The sequence below is a fragment of the Ideonella azotifigens genome, from assembly GCF_021043325.1.
Taxonomy (GTDB): Bacteria; Pseudomonadota; Gammaproteobacteria; order Burkholderiales; family Burkholderiaceae_C; genus Ideonella; species Ideonella azotifigens.
Window position 1 is genome coordinate 1 of record NZ_JAJNKD010000018.1, and the last position, 17,793, is coordinate 17,793.

14 protein-coding genes and 2 tRNA genes are annotated in these 17,793 nt (G+C 65.7%); 12 read left to right on the plus strand and 4 right to left on the minus strand.

Annotation, left to right across the window (positions count from 1 at the left end; genetic code table 11):
* The first annotated feature begins 137 nt into the window (after positions 1-137).
* Both LRH25_RS26550 and LRH25_RS26555 read left to right on the plus strand, forming a co-directional pair.
* A tRNA-Gly gene (locus LRH25_RS26550) sits at positions 138-213 on the plus strand.
* 90 nt (positions 214-303) lie between these two features.
* Positions 304-390: transfer RNA gene (locus LRH25_RS26555), tRNA-Leu, on the plus strand.
* Positions 391-416: 26 nt separating this feature from the next.
* On the opposite strand, the gene murI is transcribed toward LRH25_RS26555, so the two are convergent.
* Positions 417-1,232: a glutamate racemase gene (gene murI / locus LRH25_RS26560; protein ID WP_141285029.1), complete on the minus strand. Its 816-nt coding sequence runs from the start codon at positions 1,230-1,232 to the stop codon at positions 417-419.
* A gap of 254 nt (positions 1,233-1,486) precedes the next feature.
* Between murI and LRH25_RS26565 the strand changes: the two genes are divergently transcribed.
* The 4 genes from LRH25_RS26565 (at position 1,487) to LRH25_RS26580 (ending at position 6,005) form a co-directional block, all read left to right on the plus strand.
* A complete protein-coding gene (locus tag LRH25_RS26565) occupies positions 1,487-2,236 on the plus strand; it encodes an electron transfer flavoprotein subunit beta/FixA family protein (protein ID WP_141285027.1) in 750 nt (249 codons plus the stop codon).
* A gap of 2 nt (positions 2,237-2,238) precedes the next feature.
* On the plus strand, positions 2,239-3,168 hold the full coding sequence (locus LRH25_RS26570) for an electron transfer flavoprotein subunit alpha/FixB family protein (RefSeq protein WP_141285025.1): 930 nt from the start codon (positions 2,239-2,241) through the stop codon (positions 3,166-3,168).
* 87 nt (positions 3,169-3,255) lie between these two features.
* Entirely contained in the window at positions 3,256-5,046 is a 1,791-nt protein-coding gene (locus LRH25_RS26575; RefSeq protein WP_141285023.1) for an acyl-CoA dehydrogenase, read from the plus strand.
* Positions 5,046-6,005, plus strand: coding sequence for an NAD(P)H-dependent flavin oxidoreductase (locus tag LRH25_RS26580; RefSeq protein ID WP_141285021.1), 960 nt, complete (start codon positions 5,046-5,048; stop codon positions 6,003-6,005). The genes LRH25_RS26575 and LRH25_RS26580 overlap by 1 nt, the downstream gene beginning before the upstream one ends.
* 30 nt (positions 6,006-6,035) lie before the next feature.
* Here the strand turns inward: LRH25_RS26580 and LRH25_RS26585 are convergent, their stop codons facing one another.
* Positions 6,036-6,383, minus strand: coding sequence for a hypothetical protein (locus LRH25_RS26585; RefSeq protein WP_141285019.1), 348 nt, complete (start codon positions 6,381-6,383; stop codon positions 6,036-6,038).
* Between the two features lie 338 nt (positions 6,384-6,721).
* On the opposite strand from LRH25_RS26585, the gene LRH25_RS26590 reads away from it, so the two are divergent.
* The 4 genes from LRH25_RS26590 to zapE all read left to right on the plus strand — a co-directional run bounded on the left by LRH25_RS26590 (position 6,722) and on the right by zapE (position 13,720).
* Positions 6,722-9,580, plus strand: coding sequence for a 2-oxoglutarate dehydrogenase E1 component (locus LRH25_RS26590; RefSeq protein WP_141285017.1), 2,859 nt, complete (start codon positions 6,722-6,724; stop codon positions 9,578-9,580).
* Positions 9,581-9,754: 174 nt separating this feature from the next.
* Complete coding sequence (gene odhB, locus LRH25_RS26595) at positions 9,755-11,020, plus strand: 2-oxoglutarate dehydrogenase complex dihydrolipoyllysine-residue succinyltransferase (RefSeq protein WP_231012852.1); 1,266 nt, start codon at positions 9,755-9,757, stop codon at positions 11,018-11,020.
* Positions 11,021-11,100: 80 nt separating this feature from the next.
* Positions 11,101-12,528: a dihydrolipoyl dehydrogenase gene (lpdA, locus tag LRH25_RS26600; protein ID WP_141289431.1), complete on the plus strand. Its 1,428-nt coding sequence runs from the start codon at positions 11,101-11,103 to the stop codon at positions 12,526-12,528.
* Between the two features lie 94 nt (positions 12,529-12,622).
* On the plus strand, positions 12,623-13,720 hold the full coding sequence (zapE, locus tag LRH25_RS26605; protein WP_141289430.1) for a cell division protein ZapE: 1,098 nt from the start codon (positions 12,623-12,625) through the stop codon (positions 13,718-13,720).
* 139 nt (positions 13,721-13,859) lie between these two features.
* Here the strand turns inward: zapE and LRH25_RS26610 are convergent, their stop codons facing one another.
* A complete protein-coding gene (locus LRH25_RS26610; RefSeq protein ID WP_141289429.1) occupies positions 13,860-14,627 on the minus strand; it encodes a PP2C family protein-serine/threonine phosphatase in 768 nt (255 codons plus the stop codon).
* A 44-nt stretch (positions 14,628-14,671) separates the two neighbouring features.
* On the opposite strand from LRH25_RS26610, the gene LRH25_RS26615 reads away from it, so the two are divergent.
* Positions 14,672-14,875, plus strand: coding sequence for a DUF465 domain-containing protein (locus LRH25_RS26615; protein WP_141289428.1), 204 nt, complete (start codon positions 14,672-14,674; stop codon positions 14,873-14,875).
* An 8-nt stretch (positions 14,876-14,883) separates the two neighbouring features.
* The gene (gene yoaA / locus LRH25_RS26620; protein WP_231012853.1) at positions 14,884-16,896 is read left to right on the plus strand and encodes a DNA repair helicase YoaA; all 2,013 of its coding nucleotides are present in this window, start codon (positions 14,884-14,886) and stop codon (positions 16,894-16,896) included.
* A 45-nt stretch (positions 16,897-16,941) separates the two neighbouring features.
* On the opposite strand, the gene LRH25_RS26625 is transcribed toward yoaA, so the two are convergent.
* On the minus strand, positions 16,942-17,748 hold the full coding sequence (locus LRH25_RS26625; RefSeq protein ID WP_141291065.1) for an outer membrane protein assembly factor BamD: 807 nt from the start codon (positions 17,746-17,748) through the stop codon (positions 16,942-16,944).
* Positions 17,749-17,793: the final 45 nt, after the last annotated feature.

Sequence of the window (17,793 nt, forward strand, 5' to 3'; positions counted from 1 at the left end):
CGGGAATAGCTCAGTTGGTAGAGCGCAACCTTGCCAAGGTTGAGGTCGCGAGTTCGAGTCTCGTTTCCCGCTCCAAACACCAAACGGGGGTGCCTTCGGGCTGCTTCCGGCGTCAGGTGAAAGCCTGATGATCCCAAGCGGGAATAGCTCAGTTGGTAGAGCGCAACCTTGCCAAGGTTGAGGTCGCGAGTTCGAGTCTCGTTTCCCGCTCCAAAATCTGAAAGGCCGCTGCATCTTGTGCAGCGGCTTTTTTGTTGGTGCCGCAGCAGCGGTGCCAATCGCGCCCGCGATAATTCGGCGCGCGCCCGGATGGCGAAATCGGTAGACGCAGCGGACTTAAAATCCGCCGCCGTAAAAGGCGTACGGGTTCAAGTCCCGTTCCGGGTACCACGCAGGCGGCTGGCTTTCCGGCCTGCTCAGAGCGTGATGTTCTCGACTGGCTCGAAGAGCCCGAGTTGCTCTCGTGCCAGGCGAGCCAGCACCATGGTGTCGCCGGTCGATTGAAGCCGCACCTGGCCCTTGTTCCCGCTGTCGGCTGACCGTTCCGGATGGCGCGCCACCCAGAGGTTCAAGGCTTGCCGAGCAACGGCGTCTGCCGTGTCCAGCAACTGCACTTCCGGGCCCAGCCGTTGTGCGATGCGCTCGGCGACGAACGGATAGTGCGTACAGCCCAGCACTGCGGTGTCGACCTCGGCCCGGCGCAGTTCTGCGCAGTAGAGGTCCAACAACTGGTCGACCTGTTCGCAGGCGATTTCGCCTTGCTCGATGGCGGCTGCCAGCCCGCGGCAACCGACCCCGAGGATCTTGCAGTCATTCGCGTAACGAGCCAGCAGGCTGGCAAAGCGTTCGCTGGCCAGTGTTGACGGCGTGGCCATCACGCCCACCCTGCGGTTGCGGCTCAGCGCGACGGCAGGCTTCACGCCGGGTTCCACGCCCACAAGGTCCAGCGTGGGGTGCCGCTCGCGCAAGGTGTCAATGGCCCAGGCCGTTGCAGTGTTGCAAGCAATGACGATCAGGCTTGCGCCCTGGTCAATCAGGTGTTGGGTGACTTTCAGTGAGCGTTCGACGACGTGCGCCGGATTGCGGTCTCCGTAGGGCGCATGGCCTGAATCGGCGATGTAAAGCAATGGCAGCGCGGGCTGACGTTGGCGCAGTGCGCGCAACACCGAAAGGCCGCCCACACCGGAGTCGAAAACGCCGATCAGTCGGCTGTTCGGAGCAGGATGGTTCATATGGAGGTCGCAAGTCTAGCGGGGAGGGGCAGGCCTTGTTCCGGCCTGACAGGCTGCTTGCAATCTGTTCACGGCAGGGCTTTGGATTTTGCTGACCTTGTGTCTAAAATAGCACGATCGTTCGTTTTATCCGGCGAGCGTTTCAGATCACCTCGCTGTGGCTGTTCCCGATGGCGTGCCACCTGCGCCGCCATAGAATTTCCCGTTTACGTAAACGTCAATCAAACCGACAGATCCGACAGGAGCAACGCGATATGAAGGTACTCGTCCCCGTGAAACGGGTGGTGGACTACAACGTCAAGGTCCGCGTGAAGAGCGACGGCACAGGCGTGGACATCGCCAACGTCAAGATGAGCATGAACCCGTTCGACGAGATTGCCGTCGAAGAGGCTGTGCGCCTGAAGGAAAAGGGCCTGGTGACCGAGGTCATCGCCGTGTCCTGTGGCGTCACCCAGTGCCAGGAAACCCTGCGCACGGCGATGGCCATCGGCGCCGACCGGGCCATCCTGGTCGAGACCAGCGAGGAACTGCAGCCGCTGGCGGTGGCCAAGCTGCTCAAGGCCCTGGTCGACAAGGAGCAGCCGGGTCTCGTGATCCTGGGCAAGCAGGCCATCGACGACGACTGCAACCAGACCGGCCAGATGCTGGCCGCGCTCGCAGACCTGCCGCAGGCGACCTTCGCCTCCAAGGTCGAGCTGAGTGCAGACTCGGTGTCCGTCACCCGCGAGGTGGACGGCGGTGGAGAAACGCTGAAGCTCTCGCTGCCGGCCGTCATCACCACCGACCTGCGCCTGAACGAGCCGCGCTACGTCACGCTGCCCAACATCATGAAGGCCAAAAAGAAGCAGCTCGACGTGCTCAAGCCCGCCGACCTTGGCGTGGACGTCACGCCGCGCGTCAAGACCCTGAAGGTCTCCGAGCCGCCCAAGCGCGGCGCGGGCGTGAAGGTGCCGGACGTTGCGGCGCTGGTGAACAAGCTGAAGAACGAAGCGAAGGTGATCTGACCATGACGACGCTTGTCATTGCCGAACACGACCACGGCAGCCTCAAGGGCGCCACCCTCAACACCGTGACCGCCGCCGTGCAGATCGGTGGCGACGTGCACGTGCTGATCGCCGGCAGCAATGCCGGTGGCGCCGCCACCGCAGCCAGCCAGATCGCAGGCGTCGCCAAGGTGCTGCAGGCCGACGCGCCGCACCTGGCCGAACAGCTGGGCGAAGACGTGGCCGCGCAAGTCCTGGCCATTGCCTCGAACTACAGCCACATCTTCTTCCCCGCCACCGCGCACGGCAAGAACGTCGCCCCGCGCGTGGCGGCCAAGCTGGACGTGGGCCAGCTCAGCGACATCACCAAGGTGATCAGCGCCGACACCTTCGAGCGCCCGATCTACGCTGGCAACGCGATTGCCACCGTGCAGACCGCCGACGCGACCAAGGTCGCCACCGTGCGCAGCACCGGCTTTGACGCCGCAGCGACCGGCGGCTCGGCAGCGGTGGAGGCCATCACCGCAGTCGCGCCGAACGGCAAGTCCAGTTTCGTCGGCCGCGAGGTCACCAAGAGCGACCGGCCCGAACTCACCGCCGCGAAGATCATCGTCTCCGGCGGCCGGGCGATGGGCAGCAGCGACAAGTTCAACGAGGTGCTGACGCCGCTGGCCGACAAGCTGGGCGCCGCACTCGGCGCCAGCCGCGCCGCGGTGGACGCTGGCTACGCGCCCAACGACTGGCAGGTCGGCCAGACCGGCAAGATCGTGGCACCCAGCCTGTACATCGCCTGCGGCATCTCGGGCGCGATCCAGCACCTGGCCGGCATGAAGGACTCCAAGGTGATCGTGGCGATCAACAAGGACCCGGAGGCGCCGATCTTCAGCGTGGCGGACTATGGCTTGGAAGCCGATTTGTTCGTCGCGGTGCCCGAGTTGATCAAGGCCCTTTGACCCATGGCTTGCCGGTGCGGCACGCACTGGCGGCTTTGCCCAGAGGCGCCCTTGATGGCGCCTTTTTTCCGACCGGAGACAAGCCCAATGACCTATCGCGCTCCCGTGAAGGACATGTTGTTCGCGATGAAGGAACTCGCGAACATCGAGGCCGTGGCGCAACTGCCCGGCTTCGAGGACGCTGGTTTCGATACCGCGCAGGCGGTGCTCGAAGAATGCGCCAAGCTCAACGAAGATGTGATCGCCCCTCTGAACTGGGAAGGCGATCTGCACCCTTCGTGGTTCGAGGGCGGGGAGGTGCGCGCCACCAAGGGCTTCAAGCAAGCCTTCCAGCAGTTTGCGCAAGGGGGCTGGCAGGGCTTGCATCACCCGGCAGACTTTGGCGGCCAGGGCTTGCCCAAGCTGATCCATGCGGCCTGCATCGAGATGACCAATGCGGCCAACACCAGCTTCGCACTGTGCCCGCTGCTGACCGACGGCGCCATCGAAGCCCTGCTGACCGCAGGCACCGAAGAACAACGTAGCACCTACATCCCGAAGCTGATCGACGGCAGTTGGACCGGCACGATGAACCTGACCGAGCCGCAGGCCGGTTCTGACCTGGCGGCGGTGCGCAGCCGCGCCGAGCCGCAGGCGGACGGCAGCTACAGGGTCTTCGGCACCAAGATCTTCATCACCTGGGGTGAGCACGACATGGCCGAGAACATCGTCCATCTGGTGCTGGCCCGGGTCACCGGCGCACCCGAAGGCGTGAAGGGCATCTCGCTGTTCATCGTGCCCAAGTTCATGGTGAATGCAGATGGTTTGCTGGGCGCGCGCAACGACGTGCACTGTGTCAGCATCGAGCACAAGCTGGGCATCAAGGCCAGCCCGACCGCCGTGCTTCAGTACGGCGACAACGGTGGCGCCATCGGCTACCTCGTGGGCCGGGAAAACCGTGGCCTGGAGTACATGTTCATCATGATGAACGCGGCCCGCTTCGGCGTGGGCATGCAGGGCATCGGCGTGGCAGACCGTGCCTACCAGCGCGCGGTGGCCTATGCGCGCGACCGCGTGCAGTCGCGCCCGGTGGACGGCTCGCTGCCCGGAGCCGCGCCCATCATCCATCACCCTGACGTGCGCCGCATGCTGATGACGATGCGCGCCTACACCGAAGGCTGCAGGGCGATGGCGCTGGTCGCGGCTGCAGCCTCGGACGCTGCGCACGCGCACCCTGACGCGGAAGTCCGCAAGCAGAACGCCGCCTTCTATGAATTCATGGTGCCGCTGATCAAGGGCTATTCCACCGAGATGAGCATCGACGTGGCCAGCCTGGGCGTGCAGGTGCACGGCGGCATGGGCTTCATCGAAGAGACCGGTGCAGCCCAGCACTACCGCGATGCCAAGATCCTGACCATCTACGAAGGCACGACGGCGATCCAGGCCAACGATCTGGTTGGCCGCAAGACCTCGCGCGACGGCGGCGCCACCGCGCGAGCTGTCGCCACGCAGGTCGCTGTCACCGAGCAGCAACTGGCACAGCAAGACAGCGCCGCAGCGCAGTCCTTCGCCAAGCGACTGGGTGCGGCGCGCGAGGCTTTCCTGCAGGTGGTGGACTTTGTGGTCGCCCACACGCGCAGCAACCCGAACGCGGTATTCGCCGGCAGCGTCAACTACCTGATGCTGGCGGGCAACCTGGTGGCAGGCTGGCAGATGGGCCGCGCGCTGCTGGCTGCCGAAGCAGGCCTGGCGGCAGGCACTGACTCCGACTTCATGGCGGCCAAGATCGCCACCGCGCGTTTCTACGCCGACCACATCCTGACCCAGGTGCCCGGCCTGCGCGACCGCATCGTCGATGGCGCAGACGCCGTCACCGCCCTTGCCCTGGAGGCCTTCTGATGGCTTTGCCTGCTGTTTTCGCGAACCTGTCGCTGCCGGTCATCGGCTCGCCGCTGTTCATCATCTCCAACCCCAAGCTGGTCATCGAGCAGTGCAAGGCGGGCGTCGTCGGCTCGATGCCGGCGCTCAACGCCCGTCCTGCCGAGCAACTGGAGGACTGGCTGGCCGAGATCACCGAGACCCTGACCGCCTATGACCGCGCCAACCCGGACAAGCCCGCGGCGCCGTTCGCGATCAACCAGATCGTGCACAAGAGCAATGACCGGCTGGACCATGACATGGCGATGTGCGCCAAGTTCAAGGTGCCCCTGGTCATTACCTCGCTGGGCGCGCGTACCGATGTGAATGACGCTGTGCACAGCTGGGGTGGCGTGGTGATGCACGACATCATCAACAACGCCTTTGCGCACAAGGCCATCGAGAAGGGCGCGGACGGCCTGGTGGCGGTGGCGGCTGGTGCTGGCGGCCATGCGGGCGTGAAGAGCCCGTTTGCGCTGATCCAGGAAATCCGCCAGTGGTTCGACGGCCCGCTGGCCCTTTCCGGCGCCATTGCGTCGGGTGGTGCCATCCTCGCGGCGCAAGCCATGGGGGCCGACTTTGCCTACATCGGTTCGGCCTTCATCGCCACCGATGAAGCCCGCGCGGCCGATGCCTACAAGCAGGCCATCGTCGACGGCAGCAGCGACGACATCGTCTACAGCAACCTGTTCACCGGCGTGCATGGCAACTATCTGGCGCCTTCCATCGTCGCGGCTGGCCTGGACCCGGCGAACCTGCCGGAAAGCGACCCGTCCAAGATGAACTTCGGTGGCGATGCGAAGAAGGCCTGGAAGGACATCTGGGGCTGCGGCCAGGGCATTGGGGCGATCGACAAGGTGCAGCCGACCGCCGACCTGGTGGCCCGCTTCAAGCGCGAGTACGACACGGCGCGTGCGCGCCTGCAGCTCTGGGCACGGTGACGGGCATCACCTCAGCGCGCCAGGTCAGTCTCAGGTGGCGCTGACCGCCAGGTCTGCATCGCAGCCGCTGGCCGCCGAAATCCATCGCCGTGCCAGCCGGCTCAGCAGCTTTGCGGCCGGTTCGGGCAGCCAGTGCAGCACCTGGCGCGGTGCGGCGACCATGCCGCAGCGGTAGAGCCCGGCATCGGCCTGCCACTGCAAGGCCAGGCAAGCGCCTTGGCGTTTGCCGCTCACCAGCATGCCAAGCGGGCAGGGTGCCCAGGCGCAACAAACGCCGCAGCCATTGCAGGCCTGGCCAACGGCCGGTTTGGGCGGTGCTTCCAGTTGCAGGCGGATCACGCGCTGGACAAACGGCGCGGCGGGTGGCGGGTGAACCATGCCGCCAGTTTCTGCCGGCGCCGCACTGGCCAAAATGCCGAACACCCCCTTTTTGCCAGTGCTGTTATCCCCCGATGGAGGCTGTGACTTCCGCGGCGCAGCAGTAAGCTTCGTATTGCAAGCGGCGCACAGATACCTCCTTGCCACGTAGTTTTGCTTAGCCTAGGTCAAAGCAAGGGTGTTAGAGTGCCGCCTCTTATCCGATCCTTCTGTGTCCCCTTGCTGGTCGCTTCCACGGCAGCAAGGCGGATCGCAATCCGCCAAACGGTCTAGCCGGGCCGCGGAAGGTTGATCAACCCATCGGAGCTCTGGAAACCGGAGCGAAAGGTGAGCGAAACATGATGCAGCAATACGGGGCGAACTCGTACCTGTTTGGAGGCAATGCGCCGTACGTCGAAGAGATGTACGAGGCCTACCTCGACAACCCGGGCTCCGTGCCCGACAACTGGCGCCAGTACTTCGACGCGTTGCAAAACGTGCCGGCAGCCGACGGCTCCGACAGCCGCGACGTGCCCCACGCGCCGGTGATCGAATCCTTTGCGCAGCGCGCCAAGTCGAACGCTTTCGCCGTCAAGGCCAGCTCGACCGACCTGGCCGTCGCCCGCAAGCAGGTGCACGTCCAGTCGCTCATCTCGGCTTACCGCTTCCTCGGCTCCCGCTGGGCCGACCTGGATCCGCTCAAGCGCACCGAGCGGCCCAAGATTCCCGAACTGGAACCGGCGTTCTATGACCTGAGCGAGTCCGACATGGACATCACGTTCAGCGCCACGAACACCTATTTCAGCAAGGCTGAACACATGACTCTGCGCGAGATCATGCAAGCCTTGCGCGAGACCTATTGCGGCTCGGTGGGTGCGGAAATCATGCACTGCACCGACCCGACCGAAAAGCGTTGGTGGCATGAGCGCCTGGAAACGGCGCGCAGCAAGCCCAGTTTCAGCCCCGAGAAGCGCACCCACATCCTCGATCGCCTGACCGCGGCCGAAGGCCTGGAACGCTACCTGCACACCAAGTACGTCGGCCAGAAGCGCTTCTCGCTGGAAGGCGGCGAAAGCTTCATCGCCTCGATGGACGAACTGGTGCAGCGCGCCGGTGAAAAAGGCGTGCAGGAAATCGTCATCGGCATGGCCCACCGTGGCCGCCTGAACGTGCTGGTCAACACCCTGGGCAAGGCGCCCAAGGACCTGTTCTCCGAGTTCGACCACACGGCGCCGGAAGATCTGCCTTCCGGCGACGTGAAGTACCACCAGGGTTTCTCCAGCGACGTTTCGACGCCTGGTGGCCCGGTCCACCTGAGCCTGTCGTTCAACCCGTCTCACCTGGAAATCGTCAACCCGGTGGTCGAGGGCTCGGTCAAGGCCCGCATGGACCGCCGCGGCGACAAGGTCGGCAGCCAGGTGCTGCCGGTGCTGGTGCACGGCGATGCGGCCTTTGCCGGCCAGGGCGTGGTCATGGAAACGCTGGCGCTGGCACAGACCCGCGGTTACTACACCGGCGGCACGCTGCACATCGTCATCAACAACCAGATCGGCTTCACGACCAGCGACCCGCGCGACACCCGCTCGACGCTGTACTGCTCCGACGTGGTCAAGATGATCGAGGCGCCGGTGCTGCACGTGAACGGCGACGATCCTGACGCCGTCGTCTGGTGCACGCAGCTGGCGATGGACTACCGCCAGCAGTTCAAGAAGGACGTGGTCGTCGACATCATCTGCTTCCGCAAGCTGGGCCATAACGAGCAGGACACGCCTGCCCTGACCCAGCCGCTGATGTACAAGACCATTGCCAAGCACCCGGGCACGCGCAAGCTGTTCGGTGACAAGCTGGTGGCGCAGGGCGTGCTGCCGCCCGAAGGCCCGGACGACATGGTCAAAGCCTTCCGTGCCGCGATGGATGCCGGCAAGCACACGGTGGACCCGGTGCTGACCGACTTCAAGAGCAAGTACGCGGTCGACTGGTCGCCCTTCCTCGGCAAGAAGTGGACCGACGCAGCCGACACCGCGCTGCCGCTGGCCGAGATCAAGCGCCTGGCTGAGCGTGTCACCACCATCCCTTCCAACTTCAAGCTGCACCCGCTGGTGGAGAAGGTGATTGCCGACCGCGCTGCCATGGGCCGTGGCGACGTGAACATCGACTGGGGCATGGGCGAACACCTGGCCTATGCGTCGCTGGTCGCGTCGGGCTACCCGATCCGCCTGTCGGGCGAAGACAGCGGCCGCGGCACCTTCGTGCACCGCCATGCCGTGTTGCACGACCAGAACCGCGAGCGCTTCGACGAAGGCATCTACATCCCGCTGCAGAACGTGGCCGAGAACCAGGCCCCGTTTGTCGTCATCGACTCCATCCTGTCTGAAGAGGCAGTGCTGGGCTTCGAATACGGCTACGCCGCGGCCGAGCCGAACACGCTGACCATCTGGGAAGGCCAGTTCGGCGACTTCGTCAACGGCGCGCAGGTCGTGATCGACCAGTTCATCGCGTCTGGCGAAGTGAAGTGGGGCCGGGCCAATGGCCTGGTGCTGATGCTGCCGCACGGCTACGAGGGCCAGGGCCCGGAGCACAGCTCGGCGCGCCTGGAGCGCTTCATGCAGCTCTCGGCCGACAACAACATGCAGGTGGTGCAGCCGACGACGGCCAGCCAGATTTTCCACCTGCTGCGCCGGCAGATGGTGCGGCAGTTCCGCAAGCCGCTGATCATCATGACGCCGAAGTCGCTGCTGCGGAACAAGGAAGCGACCTCGCCGCTGTCCGAGTTCACCAAGGGCGAATTCCGCACCGTGATCCCGGATGCCGCAGCCGACATCGACAACGCCAAGGTCAAGCGCGTGATCGCGTGCTCGGGCAAGGTCTATTACGACCTGGTCAAGAAGCGCGAAGAGAAGAAGGCCACCGACGTGGTGATCCTGCGCGTCGAGCAGCTCTATCCGTTCCCGCACAAGGCCTTCGCGACCGAGATCAAGAAGTACCCGAACGCGACGGAAATCGTGTGGTGCCAGGACGAGCCGCAAAACCAGGGCGCCTGGTTCTTCGTGCAGCACTACATCCACGAGAACATGCTCGACGGCCAGAAGCTGGGTTACGCCGGCCGCCCGGCCTCGGCATCGCCGGCTGTCGGCTACGCCCACCTGCACCAGGAGCAGCTCAAGGCGCTGCTGGACCAGGCCTTCGGCAAGCTCAAGGGCTTTGTGCTCTCGAAATAAGCCTGTCGTCCACAGACCTCATCCAGCCGTTCAGGCTCAACGTCCTCAGACACAGTCCAGGCCAACGCGCGCAGGTGCCGCCCTCCGGGGCACCTGCTGCGCCAGCCTCACAGCGGTGCTGGCGAAGGTCGCATCCGGTGACCAACCCCATCCCCGCACCCAACGAACAACATCATGGCAATCGTAGAAGTCAAGGTTCCGCAGCTGTCCGAGTCAGTGGCCGAGGCCACCCTGCTGCAATGGAAGAAGAAGCCCGGCGATGCCGTGGCGATCGATGAAATCCTGATCGAGATCGAGACCGACAAAGTCGTGCTCGAAGTGCCGGCCCCTTCCGCCGGCGTGCTCAAGGCACTGGTGGTGGCCGATGGCGGCACCGTGGTGGCCGACCAGGTCATCGCCCAGATCGACACCGAAGGCCAGGCCAGTGCCGCGGCACCGGCGCCCGCCGCCGCTGCAGCCCCTGCGCCGGCCACTGCATCCGCACCGGCACCCGCTGCCGGCGGTTCCAAGTCCGACGTGGCGATGCCTGCCGCCGCCAAGCTGATGGCCGACAACAACCTGGCCGCAGGCTCGGTGCCGGGCACCGGCAAGGATGGCCGCATCACCAAGGGCGACGTGCTCGGCGCCGTGGCCGGCGGCGCTGCCAAGCCGGTGGCTGCACCGGTTGCCGTGCCGGCTTCGGCAGCCGTGGCCAAGCCGCTGCCCGCAGTGGCCGCACCGGTCCAGCAGAACCTGGGCGAGCGCGCCGAGCAGCGCGTGCCGATGTCGCGCCTGCGTGCCCGCATTGCCGAGCGCCTGCTGCAGTCGCAAGCCACCAACGCCATCCTGACCACGTTCAACGAAGTGAACATGGCCCCGGTGATGGACATGCGCAAGAAGTTCCAGGACAAGTTCGAGAAGGAACACGGCGTCAAGCTGGGCTTCATGAGCTTCTTCGTCAAGGCGGCGGTGCATGCGCTCAAGAAGTACCCGGTCATCAACGCCTCGGTCGACGGCAATGACATCGTCTACCACGGCTACTTCGACATCGGCATCGCCGTCGGTTCGCCGCGCGGTTTGGTCGTGCCGGTGATCCGCAATGCGGACCAACTGACCTTCGCCGAGATCGAGAAGACGATTGCGCAGTTCGGCCAGAAGGCCAAGGACGGCAAGCTGGGCCTGGAAGAACTGACCGGCGGCACCTTCTCCATCTCCAATGGCGGCACCTTCGGCTCCATGCTGTCGACGCCCATCATCAACCCGCCGCAGTCGGCCATCCTGGGCGTGCATGCGACCAAGGACCGCGCGGTGGTGGAGAACGGCCAGATCGTGATCCGCCCGATGAACTACCTGGCGATGTCCTACGACCACCGCATCATCGACGGCCGTGAAGCCGTGCTGGGCCTGGTGGCAATGAAGGAAGCGCTGGAAGACCCGGCGCGCCTCTTGTTCGACATCTGATCGTTTTCCTCCAGAACGATCCAACGCCCCCAGGCTCGTGCCGGGGGCGTTTTGCCAAGACCTGACAGGAACCTCATTCAATGTCCAAGCAATTCGACGTCGTCGTGATCGGCGGCGGCCCTGGCGGCTACATCGCGGCGATCCGCGCAGCCCAGCTGGGTTTCAACACCGCCTGCATCGACGAGTGGAAGAACGACAAGGGCGGCCCCGCGCCCGGCGGCACCTGCACCAACGTCGGCTGCATCCCGTCGAAGGCGCTGCTGCAGTCCAGCGAGCACTTCGACCATGCCGGCCACGCCTTTGCCGACCACGGCATCTCGGTCAGCGACCTGAAGATCGACATCGCCAAGATGATCGGTCGCAAGGACGCGGTCGTGAAGCAGAACAACGACGGCATCCTGTACCTGTTCAAGAAGAACAAGGTCAGCTTCTTCCACGGCCGCGGCTCGTTCGTCGCAGCCAAGGACGGTGGCTACGAGATCAAGGTCGCTGGCGCTGCTGAAGAGACGCTGCAGGCCAAGCATGTGATCGTCGCCACTGGCTCGAACCCGCGCCAGCTGCCCGGCGCCGAGTTCGACGAATCGCTGATCCTGTCCAACGACGGCGCGCTGCGCATTCCCGCGGTGCCGAAGAAGCTGGGCGTGATCGGCTCCGGCGTCATCGGCCTGGAAATGGGCTCGGTCTGGCGCCGCCTGGGCGCCGAGGTCACCATCCTCGAAGCGCTGCCAGCTTTCCTGGGTGCGGCCGATGAGAGCGTGGCCAAGGAAGCGGCCAAGGTCTTCAAGAAGCAGAACCTGAACATTGAGCTGGGCGTGAAGATCAGCTCGGTGACCAAGGCCGCTGACAGCGTGACCGTGGCCTACACCGATGCCAAGGGTGCCGAGCAGTCGCTGGTGGTGGACAAGCTGATCGTCTCGATCGGTCGGGTTGCCAACACCATCGGCCTGAACCCGGAAGCCGTGGGCCTGAAGCTGGACGAGCGCGGCATGGTGGTGGTCGACGGCGACTGCAAGACCAACCTGCCGGGCGTCTGGGCCATTGGCGACGTGGTGCGCGGCCCGATGCTGGCGCACAAGGCCGAGGAAGAAGGCGTGGCCGTGGCCGAGCGCATTGCCGGCCAGCATGGCCACGTCAACTTCAACACCGTGCCGTGGGTGATCTACACCAGCCCGGAAATTGCCTGGGTCGGCAAGACCGAGCAGCAGCTGAAGGCGGACGGTGTGGCCTACAAGGCCGGCCAGTTCCCGTTCCTGGCCAACGGCCGGGCGCGTGCACTGGGCGACACCACCGGCTTCGTCAAGTTCCTGGCGGACGCCAAGACCGACGAGATCCTGGGCGTGCACATCATCGGCCCGATGGCCTCGGAGCTGATCTCCGAAGCCGTGGTGGCGATGGAGTTCAAGGCCTCGGCCGAAGACATCGCGCGCATCTGCCATGCCCACCCGTCGCTCAGCGAGGCGACCAAGGAAGCCGCGCTGGCGGTGGACAAGCGCACGCTGAACTTCTGACCGGGCAGCGCTGACTGCGCAAGCCCCCGGCCCGCCCGCCTGCCAAGGCCGGCGGGCCTTTTCAATCCTCATCTCCTCTCCGGTTGTCCTCGCCATGACTGTTCGCCAGCTGTATGCGCAATTGCTCGAAGAGCGCGGCTTCCGCGCCGATGAGGCCCAGCTGCGCGCGATCGACGCGCTGGAGCGTTGCGAGAACGAATGGGCCGACTACAAGGGCCGGCGCAGCAATGCGCTGACCAAGATGCTGGTGCGCCCGCCGATCCCGCGCGGCGTCTACATGTACGGCGGCGTGGGCCGCGGCAAGAGCTTCCTGATGGACTGCTTCTTCCAGTCCGTGCCGCTGACCCGCAAGACCCGGCTGCACTTCCACGAATTCATGCGCGAGGTGCACCGTGAGCTGCAGGACCTCAAGGGCCTGCAGAACCCGCTGCAGGAGCTGGGCCGGCGCATTGCCCGGCGCTACCGGCTGATCTGCTTCGATGAATTCCACGTGGCAGACGTGACCGACGCGATGATCCTGCACCGGTTGCTGGAATCGCTGTTCGAGAACCGGGTCTCCATCGTCACGACCTCGAACTTCAAGCCCGACGAGCTGTACCCCAACGGGCTGCACCGTGATCGCATCCTGCCGGCCATCGAATTGCTGAAGGACAAGCTGGAGGTCATCAACGTCGACGCCGGAACCGACTACCGGCAGCGCACGCTGGAGCATCTGGCGCTGTACCACACGCCGCTGGACGCGTCGGCAGAAGCCGCGATGAAGCAGACCTTCGACGAACTGGCCGAGGCCAAGGACGAGTCGCCGCTGCTGCACATCGAGCACCGCGAATTGAAGGCCAAGCGCCGCGCCGGTGGCGTGGTCTGGTTCGATTTCCAGACCCTGTGCGGCGGCCCGCGTTCGCAGAACGACTACCTGGAACTGGCCACCCAGTTCCACACCTTGCTGCTCTCGGGTGTGCCGAAGATGCCGCCCCGGCTGGCCTCGGAAGCGCGCCGCTTCACCTGGTTGGTCGATGTGCTGTACGACCGCCGCGTCAAGCTCATCATCTCGGCCGAAGTGCCCGCCGAAGACCTCTACAACGAAGGCCCGCTGGCCCACGAATTCCCCCGCACCGTCTCCCGCCTGCACGAGATGCGCTCGCAGGAATACTTGTCCCTCGAGCGCCGCAACGTCGACACCTCCTTGACCTGATCCGACGACTTTGACCCGCGCGGTATTTCAGCAACCCGGATCGAAGCGGAGCGTGGCCGCCGCCGGGCCGCCCCAGGCGGTCGCGCAACCCGCTCGGCGGGTGGCTTCGCGTACACGCGAAGCCGGGTGCCCCATTTCTTCAAGTCAACGGGTCGAAGCGGACCATGGCCAAGGAGAGGTTGTCGCCCATGCCGCGGGCGCGCTGGCGCGCCTTGCTGACCAGCATCTCGCTGGCGTCGCGCGGGTGCAGTGCGGTGACGATGGCGCCCAGCTCTTTCGGGCTGAGGTAGTGCCACAGGCCATCGCTGCAGGCCAGCAGCGTGTCGCCCAGTTCCAGCTTGTCCAGTTGTGTGAGCGTGATCGGCGGGTCTTGTTGCGTGCCCAGGCAGCCAGTCAGCAGGTTGGACTGTGGATGGGTGTTGGCCTGGGCTTCGGTGATCTTGCCTTCGTCGATCAGCCGCTGCACGTACGAGTGGTCGATCGTGCGGCGCACCAGCTCGCCGCCGCGGAAATGGTAGACCCGTGAATCGCCGGCGTGCACCGTCCAGGCGCTGCGGTCGGGCAGGAACAGGAAGGCGGCAATCGTGCTGTGCGGCTCTTCGTCGGCCGTGATGGCCGTCAGCTTGATCATCAGGTGCGACTCGATGACCAATTGGCGCAGCATCTCGCCGGGGTCCATGCTGGCGGGTGTGAAGCGGTCGAACACCTGCTTGGCGGTCATGATGACCTGATCGGCCGCCGTGCGACCGCCGCTCTTGCCGCCCATGCCGTCGGCCACCAGGCCGAGCGCGCAGCCTTGCACGCGAGGGTGGGGCAGCACCAGGACCTGGTCCTGCTGATAGGCTCGGTCGCCTTTGTGCAGCCCGGTGGCTGCGGCGATGCGGTATCCCTGGGGTGTCGAACTCATGGGCCGCAATATAAACTCTCAGTTCTGTGGACGCCGACCTTCCCATGCCCGATAGCCTGCATTCGCCACAAAGGCGGCTGATCGAGTTGCGCATGGAACACGCCGACCTCGACAGCCTGATCGACCAGGCCAGCGAAACCCCGCAGCGCGACGACTTGGCGCTGCGCCGCCTGAAAAAGCGCCGGCTGCTGCTGCGCGACCAGATTTCCCGGCTGGCAGCATCGCTGGAGCCGAAAGAGCCCGCCTGAACCCACCCATGAATGTTGAAACCGACGAGCCCATGCTGGCCGATCTGGCCGAGCTGGGCGAGGCGGTTCGCGAAGCGCTGTCCGGCACCGGCGCGCTCGCCCAGGCGGACGGCAACTTCATGCCACGCGAGCAACAAACCGCGCTGGCCAGCGCCGTGGCCGACGCGATCGCCGGGCGCAGTGCGCTGGTCGCCGAAGCCGGCACCGGCGTCGGCAAGACCTTTGCCTACCTGCTGCCGGTGCTGTTGTCGGGCCGGCGCACCTTGGTCAGCACGGCCACCAAGAACCTGCAGGATCAGTTGTTCTTCCGCGACCTGCCGCGCCTGAGGGAGGTGCTCAAGCTGCCGACCACGGTGGCGCTGCTGAAGGGCCGGGCCAGCTACTTGTGCAAGCACCGTCTGGTGCAGGCGCGCGAGGGCGCGCAGCTGCCGGACCGCATGGCCATTCGCGCTTTGGCCCGCATCGAAACCTGGGCGCAGGCGACGCAGAGCGGCGACATCAGCGAACTGGAGGGGCTTGACGAGCGCTCCGAGATCATCCCGCTGGTCACGTCCACGCGCGACAACTGCCTGGGCAGCGAATGCGGCGAATACCACGCCTGCCACGTCATGAAGGCCAGGCGCGAGGCCATGGCGGCCGATGTGGTGGTCGTCAACCATCACCTGTTCTTTGCCGACCTGTCGCTGCGCGACACCGGCGTGGCCGAGCTGCTGCCGACGGTGGACGTGGCGGTGTTCGACGAGGCGCACCAGATGGTCGAGGCTGGCGTGCAGTTCCTCGGCAAGACCCTGGGCACCGGCCAGGTGCTGGACTTTGGCCAGGACATGCTGGCGGCCGGCCTGCAGCAGGCCCGTGGCCTGGCACCCTGGCAGGACCTGGTGGCGGCCTGCGAACACGCGGCGCGTGAGCTGCGCCTGGCAGCGGCCGGGCCGCAGCTGGAAGTGCGCGCGGCCTTGCGGCTGAGCTGGGAAGAGGTGACGCGCCGGGGCGCTGCGTTGCAGGAGCGCCTGAGCGGCCTGGCCGAGGCATTGAAGTCGGCAGCGGCTGCCCTGGACGCCAACACCGGCGCCTCGCCCGACTTCGGCCGCCTGCAAGCGCGCGCGCAGGAACTCGCCGCGCAGGCCGCGCGCTTCCAGGGGCCCACGCCAGCGGACAGGGTGCGCTGGGTCGACCTGACGCCGCACCAGGCACGCTTCGTCGAATCGCCGCTGGACATTCGCAGCATGATGGGCGAGCAGCGTGCCGCTGGCAGCCGGGCCTGGGTCTTCACCTCGGCCACGCTGGGCGACGATGAGAACCTGAGCTGGTTCACCGAAGCCGCCGGTCTGGAGGACGCTCGCAAGCTGCGCCTGGGCAGTCCGTTTGACTACCCGGCTCATGCGCGCGTCTATGTGCCGCCGCGTTTCCCTGCGCCCAGCGAGAGCAATCATCCCGTGATGGTCGGTCGCGCGTCGGCACATTGCGCCGTGGCGCTCGGTGGCCGCACCTTCGTGCTGACGACCACGCTGCGCGCGATGCGCACGATTGCCGAGGCATTGCAGGGGGAACTGAAGACGCTGGGCAGCCCGCTGGAGGTGCTGGTGCAGGGCACGGCCGCCAAGCGCGCGCTGCTGTCGCGTTTCCAGGCCGGCAACAGCGTGCTGGTCGGTTCGCACAGTTTCTGGGAAGGCATTGACGTGCCGGGCGACGCGCTGCAATGCGTGATCATCGACAAGCTGCCGTTTCCGCCGCCGAATGACCCCTTGGTCGAGGCCCGGGTCAAGCAGCTGAAGAGCCAGGGGCGTGATGCCTTCAACGACTATTTCGTCGCCGAAGCGGCAATCGCGCTGAAGCAGGGTGCGGGCCGGCTGATTCGCACCGAGACCGACAAGGGTTTGCTGGTGGTGTGCGATGTGCGGTTGCTGCAGGCCCGCTACGGCGCGCGCTTGCTGCGGGCCTTGCCGCCAATGGCCGAGCTCACCAGCGGTGAGCAGGCGCTGGGCTGGCTGCGCGAGCTGGCCAGCGAGCGAGCGCAGGCATGAAAAAGGCGACCCTCGGGTCGCCGTGTTCTGCTGGCGCAGCGGCGCTCACCAGAGTTGCCACCAGGCCTTTTCACGTTCCTTGAAGCCTTCCTGGGGCAGGCGGCTGTTCGGGAAGTTCAGGGCCAGCACGCGGTTGGCGTCGTCGCGCAGCTTGTCCAGGCCGAGCCGGTCGTAGGCCTGACCGAGGATGTACAGCGCTTCTTCGGTCGCAGGCGTCTGCGGGTAGACGGTGATCGCCTGCTGGGCCCGGTTGGCCGCGGCCACCAGCGCGCCCCGGCGGAGGTAGTAACGGGCCACATGCACTTCATAGTCTGCCAACGCATTGACGATGTAGTCCATGCGGGCCCGGGCATCGGGCGCGTACTTGGAGTCCGGGAACTGGTCGACCAGTTGCTTGAACGACTGGTAGGACTCGCGCGAGGCCTGCTGGTCGCGTTCGGACTGCTGCTGTTGCGAGACGGCGGCGAGGATGCCGAAGTCTTCGTTGAAGTTCACCAGGCCGCGCAGGTACAGCGCATAGTCCAGGCCTGGGCTGGACGGGTTCAGCTTGATGAAGCGGTCCAGCGTGGTGATGGCCTGGGCCTTCTCGCCGGACTTCCAGTAGGAGTAGGCCAGGTCGAGCTGAGACTGCTGGCCCAGCAGGCCGCCGCCGGCCCGGCCCTCGACGCGCTCCAGCCCCTTGATGGCAGCGGTCCAGTTGGCGGACGCCATTTCTTCCTTGGCATCTGCATACAATTTCTCTGCCGTGCCCTTCATCTCCTCATCTTTGAGTGAGCCGCAGGCGGCGGTGACCGCCAGCAGGGCCACCAGGGCCATTCGGGACGCGACGCGGAATGCGGGAAATTGGGTCATGGATCCGGCAGGCGCCGGGGCACCCGCAACACGGTTGAGCGTGAA

What these genes read in the sequence shown, in the direction of transcription:
- LRH25_RS26610 (WP_141289429.1), bottom strand. Translation starts at nt 14,627, where the DNA reads ATGAGTTCGACACCCCAGGGATACCGCATCGCCGCAGCCACCGGGCTG.
- yoaA (WP_231012853.1), top strand. Translation starts at nt 14,884, where the DNA reads ATGAATGTTGAAACCGACGAGCCCATGCTGGCCGATCTGGCCGAGCTG.
- LRH25_RS26615 (WP_141289428.1), top strand. Translation starts at nt 14,672, where the DNA reads ATGCCCGATAGCCTGCATTCGCCACAAAGGCGGCTGATCGAGTTGCGC.
- LRH25_RS26565 (WP_141285027.1), top strand. Translation starts at nt 1,487, where the DNA reads ATGAAGGTACTCGTCCCCGTGAAACGGGTGGTGGACTACAACGTCAAG.
- murI (WP_141285029.1), bottom strand. Translation starts at nt 1,232, where the DNA reads ATGAACCATCCTGCTCCGAACAGCCGACTGATCGGCGTTTTCGACTCC.
- LRH25_RS26570 (WP_141285025.1), top strand. Translation starts at nt 2,239, where the DNA reads ATGACGACGCTTGTCATTGCCGAACACGACCACGGCAGCCTCAAGGGC.
- LRH25_RS26590 (WP_141285017.1), top strand. Translation starts at nt 6,722, where the DNA reads ATGATGCAGCAATACGGGGCGAACTCGTACCTGTTTGGAGGCAATGCG.
- LRH25_RS26585 (WP_141285019.1), bottom strand. Translation starts at nt 6,383, where the DNA reads ATGGTTCACCCGCCACCCGCCGCGCCGTTTGTCCAGCGCGTGATCCGC.
- LRH25_RS26575 (WP_141285023.1), top strand. Translation starts at nt 3,256, where the DNA reads ATGACCTATCGCGCTCCCGTGAAGGACATGTTGTTCGCGATGAAGGAA.
- odhB (WP_231012852.1), top strand. Translation starts at nt 9,755, where the DNA reads ATGGCAATCGTAGAAGTCAAGGTTCCGCAGCTGTCCGAGTCAGTGGCC.
- LRH25_RS26625 (WP_141291065.1), bottom strand. Translation starts at nt 17,748, where the DNA reads ATGACCCAATTTCCCGCATTCCGCGTCGCGTCCCGAATGGCCCTGGTG.
- LRH25_RS26580 (WP_141285021.1), top strand. Translation starts at nt 5,046, where the DNA reads ATGGCTTTGCCTGCTGTTTTCGCGAACCTGTCGCTGCCGGTCATCGGC.
- lpdA (WP_141289431.1), top strand. Translation starts at nt 11,101, where the DNA reads ATGTCCAAGCAATTCGACGTCGTCGTGATCGGCGGCGGCCCTGGCGGC.
- zapE (WP_141289430.1), top strand. Translation starts at nt 12,623, where the DNA reads ATGACTGTTCGCCAGCTGTATGCGCAATTGCTCGAAGAGCGCGGCTTC.